General features: G+C 67.4%; 13 protein-coding genes. 2 read left to right on the top strand and 11 right to left on the bottom strand.

Annotation, left to right across the window (positions count from 1 at the left end; all coding sequences use genetic code 11):
- Positions 1 to 163 precede the first annotated feature (163 nt).
- Genes glnD through MLE18_RS08620 form a run of 3 tightly spaced genes read right to left on the bottom strand, consistent with a single transcriptional unit; the run spans position 164 to position 4,357 of the window.
- Positions 164 to 2,743 carry a [protein-PII] uridylyltransferase gene (glnD, locus tag MLE18_RS08610; RefSeq protein ID WP_243438385.1) on the bottom strand — a complete coding sequence of 860 codons (2,580 nt, stop codon included), beginning with the start codon at positions 2,741 to 2,743 and terminating at the stop codon, positions 164 to 166.
- Positions 2,744 to 2,794: 51 nt separating this feature from the next.
- Positions 2,795 to 3,133, bottom strand: a complete 339-nt coding sequence (locus MLE18_RS08615; protein ID WP_243438386.1) for a P-II family nitrogen regulator — start codon at positions 3,131 to 3,133, stop codon at positions 2,795 to 2,797.
- 12 nt (positions 3,134 to 3,145) lie between these two features.
- Positions 3,146 to 4,357: an ammonium transporter gene (locus tag MLE18_RS08620; RefSeq protein WP_243438387.1), complete on the bottom strand. Its 1,212-nt coding sequence runs from the start codon at positions 4,355 to 4,357 to the stop codon at positions 3,146 to 3,148.
- Positions 4,358 to 5,191: 834 nt separating this feature from the next.
- Between MLE18_RS08620 and MLE18_RS08625 the strand changes: the two genes are divergently transcribed.
- Positions 5,192 to 6,682 (top strand): response regulator, encoded by a 1,491-nt coding sequence (locus MLE18_RS08625; protein ID WP_243438388.1) that lies wholly within the window; start codon positions 5,192 to 5,194, stop codon positions 6,680 to 6,682.
- Positions 6,683 to 6,790: 108 nt separating this feature from the next.
- On the opposite strand, the gene MLE18_RS08630 is transcribed toward MLE18_RS08625, so the two are convergent.
- On the bottom strand, positions 6,791 to 7,204 hold the full coding sequence (locus tag MLE18_RS08630; protein WP_243438389.1) for a tetratricopeptide repeat protein: 414 nt from the start codon (positions 7,202 to 7,204) through the stop codon (positions 6,791 to 6,793).
- Positions 7,205 to 7,391: 187 nt separating this feature from the next.
- On the opposite strand from MLE18_RS08630, the gene MLE18_RS08635 reads away from it, so the two are divergent.
- On the top strand, positions 7,392 to 8,045 hold the full coding sequence (locus MLE18_RS08635) for an FkbM family methyltransferase (RefSeq protein ID WP_243438390.1): 654 nt from the start codon (positions 7,392 to 7,394) through the stop codon (positions 8,043 to 8,045).
- Positions 8,046 to 8,057: 12 nt separating this feature from the next.
- Here the strand turns inward: MLE18_RS08635 and MLE18_RS08640 are convergent, their stop codons facing one another.
- The 7 genes from MLE18_RS08640 to MLE18_RS08670 all read right to left on the bottom strand — a co-directional run bounded on the left by MLE18_RS08640 (position 8,058) and on the right by MLE18_RS08670 (position 14,870).
- Complete coding sequence (locus MLE18_RS08640) at positions 8,058 to 8,501, bottom strand: DMT family transporter (RefSeq protein ID WP_243438391.1); 444 nt, start codon at positions 8,499 to 8,501, stop codon at positions 8,058 to 8,060.
- Positions 8,502 to 8,716: 215 nt separating this feature from the next.
- Positions 8,717 to 9,511: a polysaccharide deacetylase family protein gene (locus MLE18_RS08645; protein WP_243438392.1), complete on the bottom strand. Its 795-nt coding sequence runs from the start codon at positions 9,509 to 9,511 to the stop codon at positions 8,717 to 8,719.
- Positions 9,512 to 9,540: 29 nt separating this feature from the next.
- On the bottom strand, positions 9,541 to 10,701 hold the full coding sequence (locus tag MLE18_RS08650) for a glycosyltransferase family protein (RefSeq protein ID WP_243438393.1): 1,161 nt from the start codon (positions 10,699 to 10,701) through the stop codon (positions 9,541 to 9,543).
- Positions 10,698 to 11,291, bottom strand: a complete 594-nt coding sequence (locus MLE18_RS08655; protein ID WP_243438394.1) for a histidine phosphatase family protein — start codon at positions 11,289 to 11,291, stop codon at positions 10,698 to 10,700. Before MLE18_RS08655 ends, MLE18_RS08650 begins: the two co-directional genes overlap by 4 nt.
- Complete coding sequence (locus MLE18_RS08660) at positions 11,288 to 12,448, bottom strand: glycosyltransferase family 4 protein (RefSeq protein ID WP_243438395.1); 1,161 nt, start codon at positions 12,446 to 12,448, stop codon at positions 11,288 to 11,290. The genes MLE18_RS08655 and MLE18_RS08660 overlap by 4 nt, the downstream gene beginning before the upstream one ends.
- Positions 12,445 to 13,677 carry a glycosyltransferase gene (locus MLE18_RS08665; protein ID WP_243438396.1) on the bottom strand — a complete coding sequence of 411 codons (1,233 nt, stop codon included), beginning with the start codon at positions 13,675 to 13,677 and terminating at the stop codon, positions 12,445 to 12,447. Before MLE18_RS08665 ends, MLE18_RS08660 begins: the two co-directional genes overlap by 4 nt.
- Complete coding sequence (locus MLE18_RS08670) at positions 13,674 to 14,870, bottom strand: glycosyltransferase family protein (protein WP_243438397.1); 1,197 nt, start codon at positions 14,868 to 14,870, stop codon at positions 13,674 to 13,676. The genes MLE18_RS08665 and MLE18_RS08670 overlap by 4 nt, the downstream gene beginning before the upstream one ends.
- Positions 14,871 to 14,915 lie beyond the last annotated feature (45 nt).

Raw genomic sequence — 14,915 nt, forward strand, 5'->3', positions numbered from 1 at the left:
ACTGCCATGGGCCGCCCGCGGGCGGCCCAACGTCATATTGCCAGGGCCGCTCCGCAAGGGGCGGCCCTGCTTGTTCAGGCGCTTGGGAACGGGGCTTTGGGCATGCACCCTCCCCGGGCCGAACCGCCTTCCCCCGGAGCCGTCCGCTCCGGCGAGACCGCCCTTACGCGACCGCTGCTAATAGCGCCAGCCGGATCTCCTCCAGCCGGGACCCTTCCGTGACCTTGCGGCCCTTCTCCCCGCGCACGAAGAACACGTCGAACACGTCCAGGCCCTGGGTGTCGATCTTGGCCATGCGCACGTCCAGGCCGAGCGAATCCAGAACCACGGCGATGTCGTAGAGCAGGCCGATGCGGTCTCCCGCGCGCACCTGGATGATGGTGAAGTAGTCCGAGCCTTCGTTGTCCACCACCACACCGGGGGTGATGCCCATATCCGGCTGGCGGGGGGTCAGGGGCGAGGCCCGCTTCTGTTGGATGCGGTAATCAAGCGAGAGCTTGCCCGTGAGTGCGTAGCGGACCGCCCGGCGCACCCTGGCCCAGAGTTCGTCGGGATAGAGCGTGTCCGGCGGATTGGAGGTCTGGTAGGCGTGCAGCTCCGTGGAGTCGCTCCAGAGGAAGAACTCGGCGGAGCGGATGTTCACGTCGTGCAGGGCCAGCACGCCCGCCACCGTGGCGAAGAGCGAGGGTTGGTGCCGTGCGGCCAGGGTCACTTTCCAGCCGTCGCCGCCGGGATAGGGTATCGTCTCCACCGCGGCCACGCCGCGCCCGGCCACGCTGGAGGGCCGCTGCCTGAAATCCTCCTCCAGGTCGGCTTCGAGCTGGGACACCAGGGCCAGGTCGCCCAGTATGTTCTCCGGCTTGCGGCTGAGCAGGTAGCGCGGGGGCATGGCGTCCAGGCAGGCCTCCAGGCGCTCTGAATTGAAGAGGCCCCGGGCCTTGTCGTGCAGGTGGTCGCGCAGGACCATCATGTGCTGGGCGTCGGACGGATCGAAGAGCTTCCCGCCCGTGAGCACCGCTCGCACCTTGCCGTACAGCTCGCCCAGCAGGCTGGCCTTCCAGTCGTTCCAGGCCGAGGGGCCGGTGGCCCGGGAGTCGGCCACGGTGAGCAGCAGGAGCATGTCCAGACGTTGCACCGTGCCCGTGCGCTGGGCGCACTCGGCCAGGATGTCGCGGTCCGAGATGTCGCGCCGGAAGGCCGTGTCGGCGAGCATCAGGTGCCTGAGCACCAGGAAGCATACATCCGAGAGGGCCTCGTCCCCCATGCCCAGCCGGTCGAGCAGCTCGCGCACGATGTCCGCGCCCTTCTCGGAGTGGGCCCCGCCCAGGCCCTTGCCTATGTCGTGGCAGAGCGCACCCCAGTAGAGCCGCTCGGGGTGCGGCAGGGCCGCGTAGTGGGCGTGGTAGGGGCTGTCGGGGTCGGCCAGGCGCTTGATCTCGAAGATGGTCTCCAGGGTGTGGCGCCCCACTGGATGGATGTGGAACACGTCGTACTGCACCATGTCGCGCACGCGGGCGAACTCGGGCAGCAGCGCCCCGAGCACGCCCGTCTCCACCATGTCGGTCAGGGCGGCCTCGCTGCCGGGATGGAGCATGGCCCGGGTCAGCAGGTCGCGGGCGTGGGCCGCGCCCTCGGCCGTGGCCGCGAAGCTGGCGAGGTCGGGCAGCCCGGCCTCGATGGCCCGCCTCGCCGCCAGGGACATGGCCTTGCCGTGCCTCAGGGCGTAGCCGAAGAGCTCCACGATCTGCTCGGGGCTCACATGTCTGCCCGGGGGGAGGTCGAAGCCCAGGCCCTCCTGGCCCAGCACGGCGCAGCCGCCCAGGGACACCTGGGCCGCGCGTTTGCGGCCGGGCTCCATGGCCAGGAGCGGCCAGGAGGCCCGGTGCAGGGTGCGAATCTCGGCCATGACCCTGTGCAGCTCGGCCATGAAGGCCTCCACGGCCAGGATCTCGCCGGAGGCCTCGAAGCCGAGACGCCCCGCCAGCTCGCGCTGGGCGTCCAGGCCCAGGCGGTCGGTCTTGTGGCTCTCGAGCAGGTGCAGGTGGTTGCGCACCGTGAGCAGGAAACGCATATGGGCGTTCAGCACGTCCAGGTCGTCCTGGGGCAGGCCTTCGCCCTCGCGCCGGGAGAGAAAGTCCAGCCAGCGCACCTGATGCACGTCGCGCAGGCCGCCCATGCCCTCCTTCAGGTTCGGCTCCAGCATGCCGGAGGCGTCGCCGTAGGTGGATGACCGGCTTGCGTTCTGCCTTTCAAGCCACAGCTTGAAATTCCTGCCCGCACCGGGGAGCAGCTTCTTGTCGCGCCGGGCCACGAACTCCTCGAACACGCCAGCGTCACCGGCCAGGAGGCGCACATCCAAAAGGGATGCGAAGACCTGCCAGTCCTTGCGGGAGAGGTCGATGCAGTCCGATATGGAGCGCACCCCGTGGCCAAGCTCCAGCCCCAGGTCCCACAGGGGAAAGAAGACACCCTGGGAGAGCTCCTTGGCCTCGCCGGGGACGGACTTCTTATAGAGGATGAGCACGTCGATGTCCGAGCGGGGGCAAAGCTCCGAGCGCCCGTACCCGCCCACGGCCATGACCGCGTAAGGTGTGCGCTGGGGGGGGACCTCCCCCACGCGGGCCCTGAAATAGGCGTCGAAGGCTTCGCTGAGCCTGCGGCTGAGGGTGGCGTCGGGCTGGGCCAGGATGTCCTGGCGGTCGCGCTTGAGCGTGTCGAAGGCGCTGGGTGTGCTTATTGCCATATAAATAAAAAAAGGGGCCGGTTGTCCGGCCCCTTTCTTGCGTTGGTTCGGTTAGATGGCGTCTTTGCCCGTTTCGCCGGTGCGGATGCGCACAACTTCTTCAACGGGGCTGATGAAGATCTTGCCGTCTCCCACCTCGCCCGTGCGGGCGGCGCCTTCCACGGCCTTGAGCACCGCGGGGACGATGGCCTGGTCGATGACCAACTCTATCTTGATCTTGGGTACGAAGTCCACCTGGTACTCGGCGCCGCGGTAGATTTCCTTGTGCCCGCGCTGGCGGCCGAAGCCCTTGACCTCGGAGACGGTCATGCCTTTCACGCCCGCGTCGGTGAGTGCCTTCTTGATGTCTTCCAGCTTGTAGGGCCGGGTGATGATTTCGATCTTGCGCATGGGGGTCGCTCCTTAGTTCTGATAGCCGGTTTCGCCGTGCTGGCTCACGTCCAGGCCCTTGTCCTCGTCCTGCTCGTCGACGCGCACCTTCACGATCATGTTGACCACGAACAGGATGACCAGGGTGCCGAGGAAGCAGAAGCCCCAGGTGGCGACCACGGAGACGAACTGGCTCCAGAGCAGCTCGGCGTTGCCGTAGAGCAGGCCGTCGTTGCCGGCGTCGTTCACGGCCTTGGTGGCGAACAGGCCGGTGGCCAGCGCGCCCCAGGTGCCGCCCAGGCCGTGCACGCCCACCACGTCCAGGGCGTCGTCGTACTTGAACATGTGCTTGAGGTTCACGCCCAGGTAGCAGACCACGCCGCCCACCAGGCCGATGATGATGGAAGCCATGGGGGTGACGAAGCCGGCGGCCGGGGTGATGGCGACCAGGCCGGCCACGGCGCCGGAGGCCAGGCCCAGGGTGGTGGGCTTGCCGCGATGCACCCACTCGGCCAGGATCCAGGAGAGGGAGGCGGCGGAGGCGGCCAGGTGCGTGGTGACGAAGGCCGAGGAGGCCAGGTCGCCGGCGGAGAGGGCGCTGCCCGCGTTGAAGCCGAACCAGCCGAACCACAGGATGCCGGCGCCGAGGATGGTCATGGGCAGGTTGTGGGGGATGAAGGGCTCACGGCCGTAGTTCTTACGCTTGCCGAGGAAGAGCACGAAGGCCAGGGCGGAAGCGCCGGAGCTCATGTGCACGACCGCGCCGCCGGCGAAGTCGAGCGCGCCCAGGCCGGCCAGCCAACCGCCGCCCCAGACCCAGTGGGCCAGGGGGTTGTAGATGCAGATCGCCCAGATGATGCTGAAGATCAGGAAGGCGCTGAACTTGATGCGTTCGGCGAACGCGCCGGAGATGAGCGCCGGGGTGATGACCGCGAACATCATCTGGAACGCCATGAAGGCCAGATGAGGTACGGTCTTGGCGAGTTCGTTGGGCTTATCCATGCCCGCCAGGTTGAGGTAGTCCAGGCCGCCCACCAGGCCGCCGATGTCGGAGCCGAAGGCCATCGAGTAACCGATGATGGCCCATTCGATGGAGATCAGGCCGATGAGCACGTAGCTGTGCATCAGGGTGGCCAGAACGTTTTTGGAGCGGACCATGCCGCCGTAGAACAGACCAAGGCCCGGGGTCATGAGCAACACCAGGGCTGCCGATACGAGGATAAATGCAGTGTCCGCCGCGTTCATATAGATGTCCTCCTGTTTTCGTGGGTGGCCCCCCGGCAGGGCTGTCCTGCCGGGGACCTGCGCTGGCCGTTTTCCTACCGGGCGCTCCTGCCTGTTCTGCCCGGTCGGCTGCACGGCCCCATGACTAGAGCAGTTTTTACACTTTTGCAAGTTTTTTTCATTCCGAGGCACGCACAAATTATTCATTCAAAATTGTTTGTCCAGGGTCGACACCGCCGCGCCACTCACGATCCTGACACCCGCCTTGCCCGAGCACCTTGCCATGCCCAAAATTTTATATATTTATATCATGTAATTAGATAATACGTTCATTGTGCCCGCCCCACAGGGAAACGAGCGCCAGGCGCCCTACGCCCGCCTTGAATATATCATTTTTGCACATTGGAAACCATTTCCAGTCAACAGCCGCAGAGTGGGCCTGGCCGCCTAGGACTGAATGACAAAATTCGCTCCACCTGACCGCGACGAGCCCGCCCCATCAAACCAAGCACCGACCGAGACAATTTTAGCATTGAATAACAGGCACTTGAAACAAACAGCTGAAAAATGCCTCACAACGTCCGGCCCTGATTCGGAACGCGACACGCTGATCATCGGCGACGCGCTCGGCCTTCTGGCATTACAAATCTGTAAACGAAGCATCCGGACGAACGGCGAGCATCGAAAAACAGTCCGAAAACAACGCTCTCCCCTTTTCTGTCCAAATCCGCGCTTTACAGAAAATGTCATGTGCTGGTGGCCTCCGCGGATCATCGGCCGACGGGAACAGGGAATCGCACCCCGCTGACCGGCTTTCCCTTGCCGAAAAGCCGCCATCCATAATAAATGGGATGCATGAATCAGGCTGAGCCCGGCACGGGCACCCAAGCGCCTCCTGGGAAGACCATCCTCACCGTGGACGACGACATCGCCGTTCGCAGCACCCTTGTGGCCTGGATAGAGGACGCGGGATACACGGCCGTGGAAGCGGGCAGCGGCATCGAGGGCCTGGTGGCGCTCACCTCCTCCAAGCCCGATCTCGTTCTGCTCGACCTGCGCATGCCCGTGATGGACGGCTTGGCCTTCCTTGAGGAGAAGCGCCGCCTCGGCAACGACACCCCGGTGATCGTGATCTCCGGCCGGGCCGACATCCAGGACGCCATCCACGCCTTCCGCCTCGGCGCCTGGGACTACATCATCAAGCCCATCGAGAGTTTCGAACTGCTGGCACACGCCGTGTCCGTCGTGCTGGAGCGACGGGACCTGACCATGCAGGTGCGCAGGGCCGAGGCCCGCTACTCCAACCTGGTGCACAACATCCCGCTGATGATCTTCAGCCTGGACGACCGGCTCGACGTGCAGTTCGTGAACAGCGCCTGCACGGGCATGCTGGGCTTCACCCCCGAGGAGGCCCGCAGCCAGGCGGGATGGTTCCTGGAGCGCATCCACCCTGAAGACCGCGAGCGCGTGCGGGGCAGCCTGGAGCAACGCCTGCGGGACAGCTCCTACGCCTTTTCCAAGACCTGCCGGATGCTGCGCAAGTCAGGCCGGGTGGTGCACGGCATCATCAAGAGCATCCCGTCTCCGGCCTGCGGCACGACGTGCGAACGCCCACAGGTGGAGGGCGTCGTGCTCGACATCACCGACCGGCTGATGCTGGAGAAATACCTGGTGCAGAAGGAGAAGGTGAAGACGCTGGGAGCAATCTCCGCCGAGGTGGCCCACGAGATACGCAACCCGCTGGTCTCCATCGCCGGGTATGCGCGCAGGTTGGTCAAGAACCTGCCCGATTCGGCCGAGGCCCAGGTGATCCTGGACGAGGCCCAGCGCCTGGAGCGCATCCTGGACCGCATCCGGGACTATCTGAGCCCGGTGACGCTTCACCGCGAAGCCTGCGACCTGGGGGCCATCGCGGGAAAATGCCTGGAGCTGCTCTCCCCCGAGCTGGAGGCCAACGGCGTCGCGCCCAGATTCCTCAAGGACATCGCCTCGGCCACCGTGGAGGAGGACGCGGAGCTGCTCACCCAGGTGGTCATCAACCTGATCCGCTCAACCCTGGCCAACCTGCCCCCCAAGGGCGGCATGTGGCTGCGCACCTTCGAGAGCGAACGTTTCCTGCACCTGGAGGTCTGCGGCGGGCAGACCGCCCCCGTGCCCGACGTGGACAAGGTCTTCCTGCCCTTCGACGAGGGCGGCGAAACCATCGGGCTGCCCTTCTGCCACAGGCTGCTGCGCACCATGGGCGGGTCGCTGACCTTCGAACAGAAGGACAACGTGGCCTGTTTCGTCATGAGCGTGCAGCGCGCCCAAAGGGGCCACCCGGAACGCTCCAATCCGCCGGGTTGATCCGGGCGAATTGCCCTTTTTCCAAAAGAGTTCGGCCGGGCCCCGCGCATACGGCTTACGCGAGGCCCGGCCTACGGCAAGGCGGTGGGAAGGAACTTTCTACGGCCCTCAGGCGGCCTGGGTGCGGCTCATGTTGCCTTCGATCTTCTTGTAGAGCTGGTTCTCGCGCCCGAGCTTGCCCGCCACCAGATCAAGCGCCGCGCCGAACTCTCGCCGGGCCTCGTCAGGGCGGCTGGCCAGCAGATGAACCAGGCCCAGGTTATTGCGCATCTTGGCCTCGTACATGGCCACCCCGGCCTTGCGGGCCATGCCTATCGCCTGGGTGAGCATCCGGTCCGCACCGGCGAAGTCTCCCGCCTGGCAGGCCTCCATGCCCTCGCGGTTCAGGCGGGTCATGGCCTTGGCCCGGCACCCGCCGCCGCAGCCGCAGCCCTCTGTCTGGGCCTGGGCCAGGGGCCTGAGGATGCTTGAGAACATATCCCGAGGACGCTCCGAAGAGCCGATGGATGATCTGGTGGTCATGGCGTACTCCTGCTCGACTGCTGGGGCGGAGGGCTATCCCGGCGTGCGCCTGCGAACATCTCCCATTCCGCGCCCCGTTGGCCATGATTTATTGAAAACGATTCTCAATGTCAATATCGAAATCGAATTTTCCCGCTCCACTTGCTCAGAGGCCCCGAGGCATCTACTCTCCTCCGCCATGAACAGCATGACCTGGCCCCTGTTTCCCGTCGAGGACCCCTTCCCCGCCCTTGCCGCCCTGGCCGGCTCCGCCCGCCCCCTGGTGGTTGACGGCGGCGCCAACAAGGGCCGCACCGTGGCCCGCTTGCTGGAGTTGCTCCCGCAAAGCACCGTGGTGGCCTACGAGCCGTTGCCCCGCCTGGCGCGCAAGCTGGCCAAGCGCTTCCAGGGCGACAGCCGCGTGCGCCTGCGCGAGGCCGCATTGGGCTCCGCGCCCGCCCGTCTGGTCATCAACGAGCTGGAAAGCGCCACATGTTCATCCCTGCTTGAACCGGACGCCATCCTGCAAAAGCATCCCGACAAGCCCATGAACGTTGCCCGGCGGATCGAGGTGGACGTGGTGCGCCTGGATCAGGACCTGCGCGAGGCGCCGCAGCTCATCAAGCTTGACCTGCAGGGTTACGAACTGGAGGCCCTGCGCGGCGCGGAAGGCCTGCTGGGGGGGGTGCGTGGGGTGCTGTGCGAGGTGTCCTTCGCGGGGATGTACAAAGGCCAGCCCCTGGGGGGCGAGCTCCTCGCCTGGATGGAATCCCGGGGGTTCAGGGTGCGGGGGCTCTACCGCCCCTGGTTCGACGAGGATGAGAACCTGACCGCGGCAGACGCCCTGTTCGAGCGGCGCTGATAGTGCTCCAGGTCAGAACGCTTTGATCATCCAGGCCCCCAGGGCCAGCAATGCCACGCCCGCCATGCGCGCCCAGCTCACGGGGTGCTCCGGGTAGCCCACCAGGGCGTAGTGGTCCAGCACCACGGAGGCCACCAGCTGGCCCATGAGCATGAAGGCCGTCATGGAGGCGGCCCCCAGCTTGGGGCCGACCAGGATGGTGGCCGTGACGAACGCCGCGCCCATCAGCCCGCCCGTCCAGAGCCACAGCGGCGTGGAAGCCATCTCCGTAAGCGAGGGCCAGGTGTGCCTGGCCGCCAGGCTGTAGACGCCAAGCGCCAGCGTGCCCACCAGGAAGGAGATGAAGGAAGCCTGGACAGGGTCGCCCAGGACCTTGCGAAGCTGGATGTTGAGCCCGGCCTGGATGGGAACCAGGGCCCCGGCCACGAAGGCCACGAGGATGAAGGCGTTTCGCATGAGGGGCTCCTGTTTGGGGTTCCAAGGGGAGGAACGCCCCTTGGCCGCCGGAGGCTGTCAGCGCGTAAAACCACAGGCCAGGGGACAATGCCTCCGGCGGGCAAAGAGGGCTCCGCTCTCTCCGCACTCTCCCGCCAAAGGAACTTCGTTCCTTTGGAATCCTTCATGGCTTCGCGCTCCTGGCGGAAGCCTTCAGAGCTCCGGGCGGCGAGGTCTTAGCTGGCGGCCAGCAGCCGCCTGAAATCGGTGAACTCCACCCGCAACGCGCCCAGCTCCTTGATGAGGGCGGCCAGGAAGACGCCTGCGGCGTCGTTCATGCGCTGGTGGTGCAGCATGACGCCCAGGCGGCCGCTGGCCAGGCCCTGGCGCATTTCATCCAGCATGATGTCGAGGGATGCCTCGGGATCGGGCTCCTTGCGGGTGTGCAGGTCCATGCGCACGGGGAAGTCCGGCAGGCCCTCGGGCGGATTGGGGCCGGCCCCAACGGTGCGCGAAAGCCCCCTGAAGCCGATGGCGGGCATGGCGGCCATGGATTCGCCGTCGCAGCGGTTCCAGGGCGGGCTGAACACCGGCGTGAAGCGCTGCTCCATGATCTCGCCCAGGCGCTTGAAGCCCTTGGTCAGGTCCAGGCGCTTGTCCTTGGCCGGGCGGGCCTGGCCGAACTCGCGCTTCTTCTGCCCGGCGGGCTCGAAATTCATGTGCCTCCAGCCGTGCTGGCACCAGCAGAACAGCTCGACCTCGCGGGCCTCCTTGAGCAGGGCCTGCCAACGGCTCACCGTCAGCCAGGAGGGCACCGTGGCCATGCACAGGGGCGCGCCGCCTTCGCGGAAGATGCGCACCATCTTGGTGAAACTGTTGCCGGGCACGGCCACGTCGTCGGCGCGGAAGAACACCTGGGCGCGGCCGCCAGGAGCCTGGGACAGACCCAGCTCGGCGGCCTGGATCAGCCGGGTGCGGTAGTTGTCGGGGAAGGCCAGCCAGAGGGGGGATACGTTGTTGGAGACGATCATGGAAACCTGAAATGCCGTTGGTTAGAATGTTACAGCCGCCGTTGTCCGTGGACGATCAGCCGCGCCGCCCGCTCCGCGCCGTCCAGGCGCACCGGGCAGCCCCCTTCGGGGCGGCCCCTGCGGGCCAGGGCCTCAACAAGCCGGGCCAGCCGGGCGGGCTCCAGGTCGGCTTGCTCGAGCACTCCCAGCGCGCCCATGGACTGCAGCCGCAGCGCGCGCATGGATTGTTCGCGGTTCTGGGCGAAGGGCCAGACCAGCGCGGGGACACCCGCGGCGAGGACGTTCATCGTCGTGTTGTATCCGGCCAGCGACAGGGAGGCGTCGGCTGCGGCCAGGAGGTCGGGGAAGTTCCCGGCGAACCGGGACACCCGTATGCCAGCGTGCGGGCAGGCATCGGCCCCTAACCGCTTATAGACCGTTTCGTCAAGGAACGGTCCGCTGAAAACCTCCAGGCGCGGTTCCGGCGAAATCTCCAGCAGCGGGTAGGCGGCCACGGCCGCGAACAGCAGCTCGGAGCCGACCTTGCCGCCCCCGGCGCTGGCTACGATGAGCGCATCCCCATCCTTCAGGCCCATTTCCGCGCGTACGCGCTCCCTGGCTCCGGGAGCGGGCCGCTCCACCACGAACCCGGTGTACTCCACTGGCACGGCGATCTCGCGGGCGCGGGGGAAGGTCTCCTCCAGGGGGAAGAGCGCCGGGTCGGAGTGCACCAGCAGCCCGTCGAAGAACTCCGCGAGGCGCTTGAGCACGCGGCCCTGGTATTTCTCGGGGTCGGCCTTCTCCACCAGGATGTCGCGCAGGCTGCACAGCACTCGGGGCCTGCCGAAGGCGCCTTCCCGGATGGCTTGGAGCGCCGGGACCAGCTCGAACTCGAAGGCCCGCCTGCCGAACGGATACAGCTCAACCACGAAGGCGTCAGGGCGCTCACGCTCCAGGATGGCCAGCAGGCGCTCGCGGCGCGTAATCTTGGTGACCTCGATATCGCCCTGGACCAGCATCTGGGAGAAGTCCTCGTCCATGCTGAGCACGGGCAGCCGCTCGTGAACAACGTGGGGGCCGAGTCCGGCCGGAACGTCCGGCCCGCCCGTGACGAACACCACCCGGTGCGGCGCCAGGGCGCGCACGATGGCCAGGCTGCGCATGTAGTGCCCCAGGCCGAGCACGTGCTGGCAGTAGAAAACAATGGTCATAGCGGCAGATTCATGGCCTCGATGGCCAGGCAGCCGCCCTCGGCGCGCAGCAGATGCAGGGCGCGCGGGGCGAGGATTTTGGGCTCCGAGGGCAGGTAGTCCCGTCCGAGCAGGGCGTACAGCACGGCGCGAACCACGCCCTCGTGGGTCACGGCCAGGATGGACTGGCCCTCGTGCGCCCGGGCCAGACGCGTCAGGGCCTCCCAGGAGCGGGCCAGCACCTCGGCGCGCGCCTCCCCGCCGGGCGGGGTGAAAGCCCAGCCCACGGCCTCCTGCGGGGCGAGCAGCCCGGCCGCGCGCAGCTCGGGCACTGTGAGCCCGGTCCAGGAGCCGAATTCCTGCTCCGCGAGGCCGGACTCCGTGCGCACGGGCAACCCAAGCCCACGGCCGAGGGCATCGGCGGTGAGCGCGGCGCGCCCGATGGGGCTCGAATAGAGCGCGGAAAAACCGTAGACCCGGAGTATCTCGGGCCAGGCTGCCACTTCGCGAGCACCCTCATCCGTAAGGGGGGAGTCGGCCCGGCCCTGGATGCGGCGCTCCTCGTTCCAGCTTGTGCGGCCGTGGCGCACCAGGGCGATGAGCGCGCTCACGCCCTGCCCCCCGGATAGCGGGGGTGACGGCGCTCCTCCACCAGCAGGCGCAGGCGCTCCTCCACCACGTCGAAATTGCGGCGGGCGTCGTGACGCTCGCGCACGCGCAGCGCGGCGGCGGCGCCCATGCCCCGGCGCAGAGCGGCGTCGTCCAGCAGGCGGGCCACCGCGCCCAGAAAGGCCTCGTCATCGAAGGGCGGGGTCAGCAGGCCCGTCTCCCCGTGGGCGACAACCTCGGGGATGCCTCCGTTGTCGAAGGCCACCACGGGCAAGCCTGCGGCCTGGGCTTCAAGGTAGACCATGCCCAGGCTCTCCCGGATGCCGGGAAAGACGAACAGGTCCGCCGCGCTGTAGATCCGGGCCAGCTCCCCGCGCGGCACCTGCCCCACGAAGGCCGAACGGCCGGGGAGGTGCTCCCGGGCCAGGGCCTCCATTTCGGGGCGGGTCTCGCCGTCTCCGGCGAGCAGCAGCAGGAAGTCGCGTTCCTGGCGGGCCAGCCGGCCCAGGCGGGTGATGAGGTAGCGCAGGCCCTGGGCCTTCACGTCGTCGCGCATCATGGCCACGCAGGCGATCACGGGCCTGCGGCCCTCGCCCTGAGCCTCGCCCAGCTCCCGACGCAGGGCCGCGCCCGCGTCCGGGTCGCGCCGGAAGGCGTCGGGGTCGATGCCCGGGGCCACGTAGACGATTCTGTCCTCGGGCAGCAGGCGGCGCAGGTTCTCCACGTCCAGGCTGCGGTTGGAGAACACCACGTCCGCCGCCAGCAGGGAGCGGCGGTTGAGCTCGAAGCCCAGCCGGGTGGAGAGGCTCTTGCGCCGCTTGGTGGAATAGATGCCCTGGAACACCGCGTAGGGCGCGCCCATGCGCCGCGAGGCCCACGGCCCGATCACGTCGGGGGATTTGTAATAGGCGTGGTGCGTCAGCCAGACGTCCGCCCGCCCGGCCCCCGCAACAGGGCTCCCGGCGCGCCAGGCCTCCCAGAGCGCTTGGGGCCAGAGCCAGGGCTTCTCCGCCAGGTGGCGGGCCCGGAAGCGGCTGGCCACCTCCACGGCGTGGCCCTTGGCGCGCAGGTGCGCGGTCAGGCCCAGGGCCGTGGTCTGGTCGCCGGAGGGCCGGGGGTGGTCCAGGGGCTTGAACGGGGAATAGAAGGCGACCTTCATGACATGGCGGCGCGGAAGATCGCGGCCAGCTCGCCCACGAGCCTGCGGTTGTCGAAGTTCGAGCGCACCTGATCCAGCGCGGCGGGGATCACCCTGGCCCGCAGCGCCTCGTCGGTGAGCAGGCGCTCGGCCGCGCCGGCCAGGGCCAGGTGGTCCCTGGGCGGGACGAGCAGCCCGTGCTCGCCGTCCACGATGAGCTCCGGGATGGCCGAGACGGCCGTGGCCGCCACGGGCAGGCCCATGGCCATGGCCTCGACCAGCACGTTGGGGATGCCGTCGCGGTCGCCGTTGCCGCTGACCTCACAGCCCAGCAGGAACAGGTCCGCCCGGCTCATGCGCTCCACCACCACCTCGTGGGCCTGGACGCCCAGCCACTCGACGGCGTCAGAGATGCCCAGCTCCCCGGCCAGGGCCTGGAGGGCCTCTTTCTCCTCGCCGGTGCCTATGATGGCGTGGCGCACAGGGTGGCCGCGCCGCACCAGTTCCGCCACGGCGCGCAGCACAGTGGGCAGCCCCTTCTTCGGCGTCAGCCGGGCCACGGTGAGGATCTCGAACGTTTCGCCGTTTGCGTGCCTGTGCGCCACCGGCGAGAACAGGCGCACATCGATGCCGTGATAGACCCGATGGATGGGCGTGCCGCTTGGGTTGAGCTTCTCCAAGTATTCCTTGTTGTAGCCGGTGCAGGTGGCCACGAAGCGGGCCCCGGCGATCTTCTCGGCCAGGCGGGCGGGGTCCTGGGTGTAGATGTCCTTGGCGTGGGCGGTGAAGCTGTAAGGAAGCCCGGTGAGCAGCGACGTGAACACCGCCACGGATGTGGGCGAATGCGCGAAGTGCGCGTGCAGGTGCGTGACCCCTGACCCGGGCAGCACGCGCGCGGCCAGGTATCCGGCCTGGAGCAGGTGCTTGGCCGTGGTCGCCTTGCGGGTGTGGGCGATGCGCCTGAGCATCTCGACGAAGGCTCCTGCGTAGCGCGCGGGCGAGCGCAGGGCGCACAGCAGGTTGGCGGCCAGGAGCCTCCCCACGTTGCCCAGGATGGTTTCGGGCAGGTAGTGCCTGGGGGCCTTGATGCGCTTGACCGACTCGTGCGTGAAGTCCTCCCGGGGGTGGCGCATGGAGAGGATGCGGATGTTGAAGCCCTCGGCCTCCAGCAGCTCGATCTCGTTGGATATGAACGTCTCGGAAATGCGCGGATAGCCTTTGAGGATCATCCCCAGGACGGGGCGCTTCATGGATGCTGCCCCCTGAACTCCGCCAGCCGGGAGGATATGGCCTCCAGCCCGGTGAATTTGAATCCCTCTATGCCCCGGCAGCACGAGTGGGGGTTGGCGATGAGCGCGCCAACCTTCTCGCCCAGGCTCTCCGGGGTCAGCTCGGCCCAGGGCAGGAAGTCGATGAGGCCGTGGCTCTTGAACACCTCGGCCCGGATGCGCTGCTCCAGCCGGGGCTCCTCCCGGGGGACCACCAGGGAGGGCTTGCGCAAGGAGAGGATCTCGCAGGTGGTGTTGTAGCCGCCCATGGAGACCACCACGTCGGCCAGGCCCATGAGCGCCTCCATGCGCCTGTGGAAGTGGTAGAAGTGCGCCTTGAGCTTCTTGGCCCGGCGGTGCACCTCCTCCCGCATGGGCTTGGGCATGAACGGCCCGGACACCAGGATGGAGCGGAAGGGAGGGCTCTCCATGTTTTCGAGCATGGTCAGGTAGGCGTCCATCAAGGGGTAGCCGTCGCCTCCGCCGCCCGTGGTCACCAGCACCATGCGCTCCTTCTGGTGCAGGTGCTCCTCCTGCCGCATCTCCAGCATCTTGCCGCGCTTGGGCAGGGCGCGGGGGATGTAGCCCGTGAAGAACATCTTCGCGCCCACGGCCTCGGGGATCTCGTATTCCTCGATGGGGTCGTAGTAGTCGCGGTTCCCATAGACCCAAATCTCGGAGTAGAAGCGGTCCAGCACCTCGTAGATGCCCTTGTCGCGCCAGTCCTTGCGGGTGGATTCGGCGTCGTCCATGATGTCGCGCAGGCCCAGGATGGTGCGGCACTGCGGCAGCCTGCGTTTGAGCCACTTGAGCGTGGGCAGCACCTCCTTCTTGAGCCCCAGGGGGGCCTTGTCCACGATGAAGAGGTGCGGCTGGAAGGCCTTGGCCGTGGCCACGATGATGTTGCGCCGGATGTTCAGGGCCTGGGCCGCGCTCATGCGCACGGAAAGGGGCAGGTACTCGTCGTTGGTCTTCTTGATCATCCCGGGGATGCGCACGAAGTCCACCCCTTCGGGGAAGTCGAAGCGGCCCACCAGCGGCGAGCCGGTGAGGATGAGCACGTTGACGCCGGTGCGCCGCAGGTGGCTCGCTATGGCCATGGTCCTGCGGATGTGCCCGAGCCCGTAGGTGTCGTGGGAGTACATCAGGATATTGAAGGTCGTGGAAGACGCCATGCGGGGCAGGATACGCCAAAACCAGGCCGCTGCAAACCCCGGCGA

Source organism: Fundidesulfovibrio soli (genome assembly GCF_022808695.1).
Lineage (GTDB): Bacteria > Desulfobacterota > Desulfovibrionia > Desulfovibrionales > Desulfovibrionaceae > Fundidesulfovibrio > Fundidesulfovibrio soli.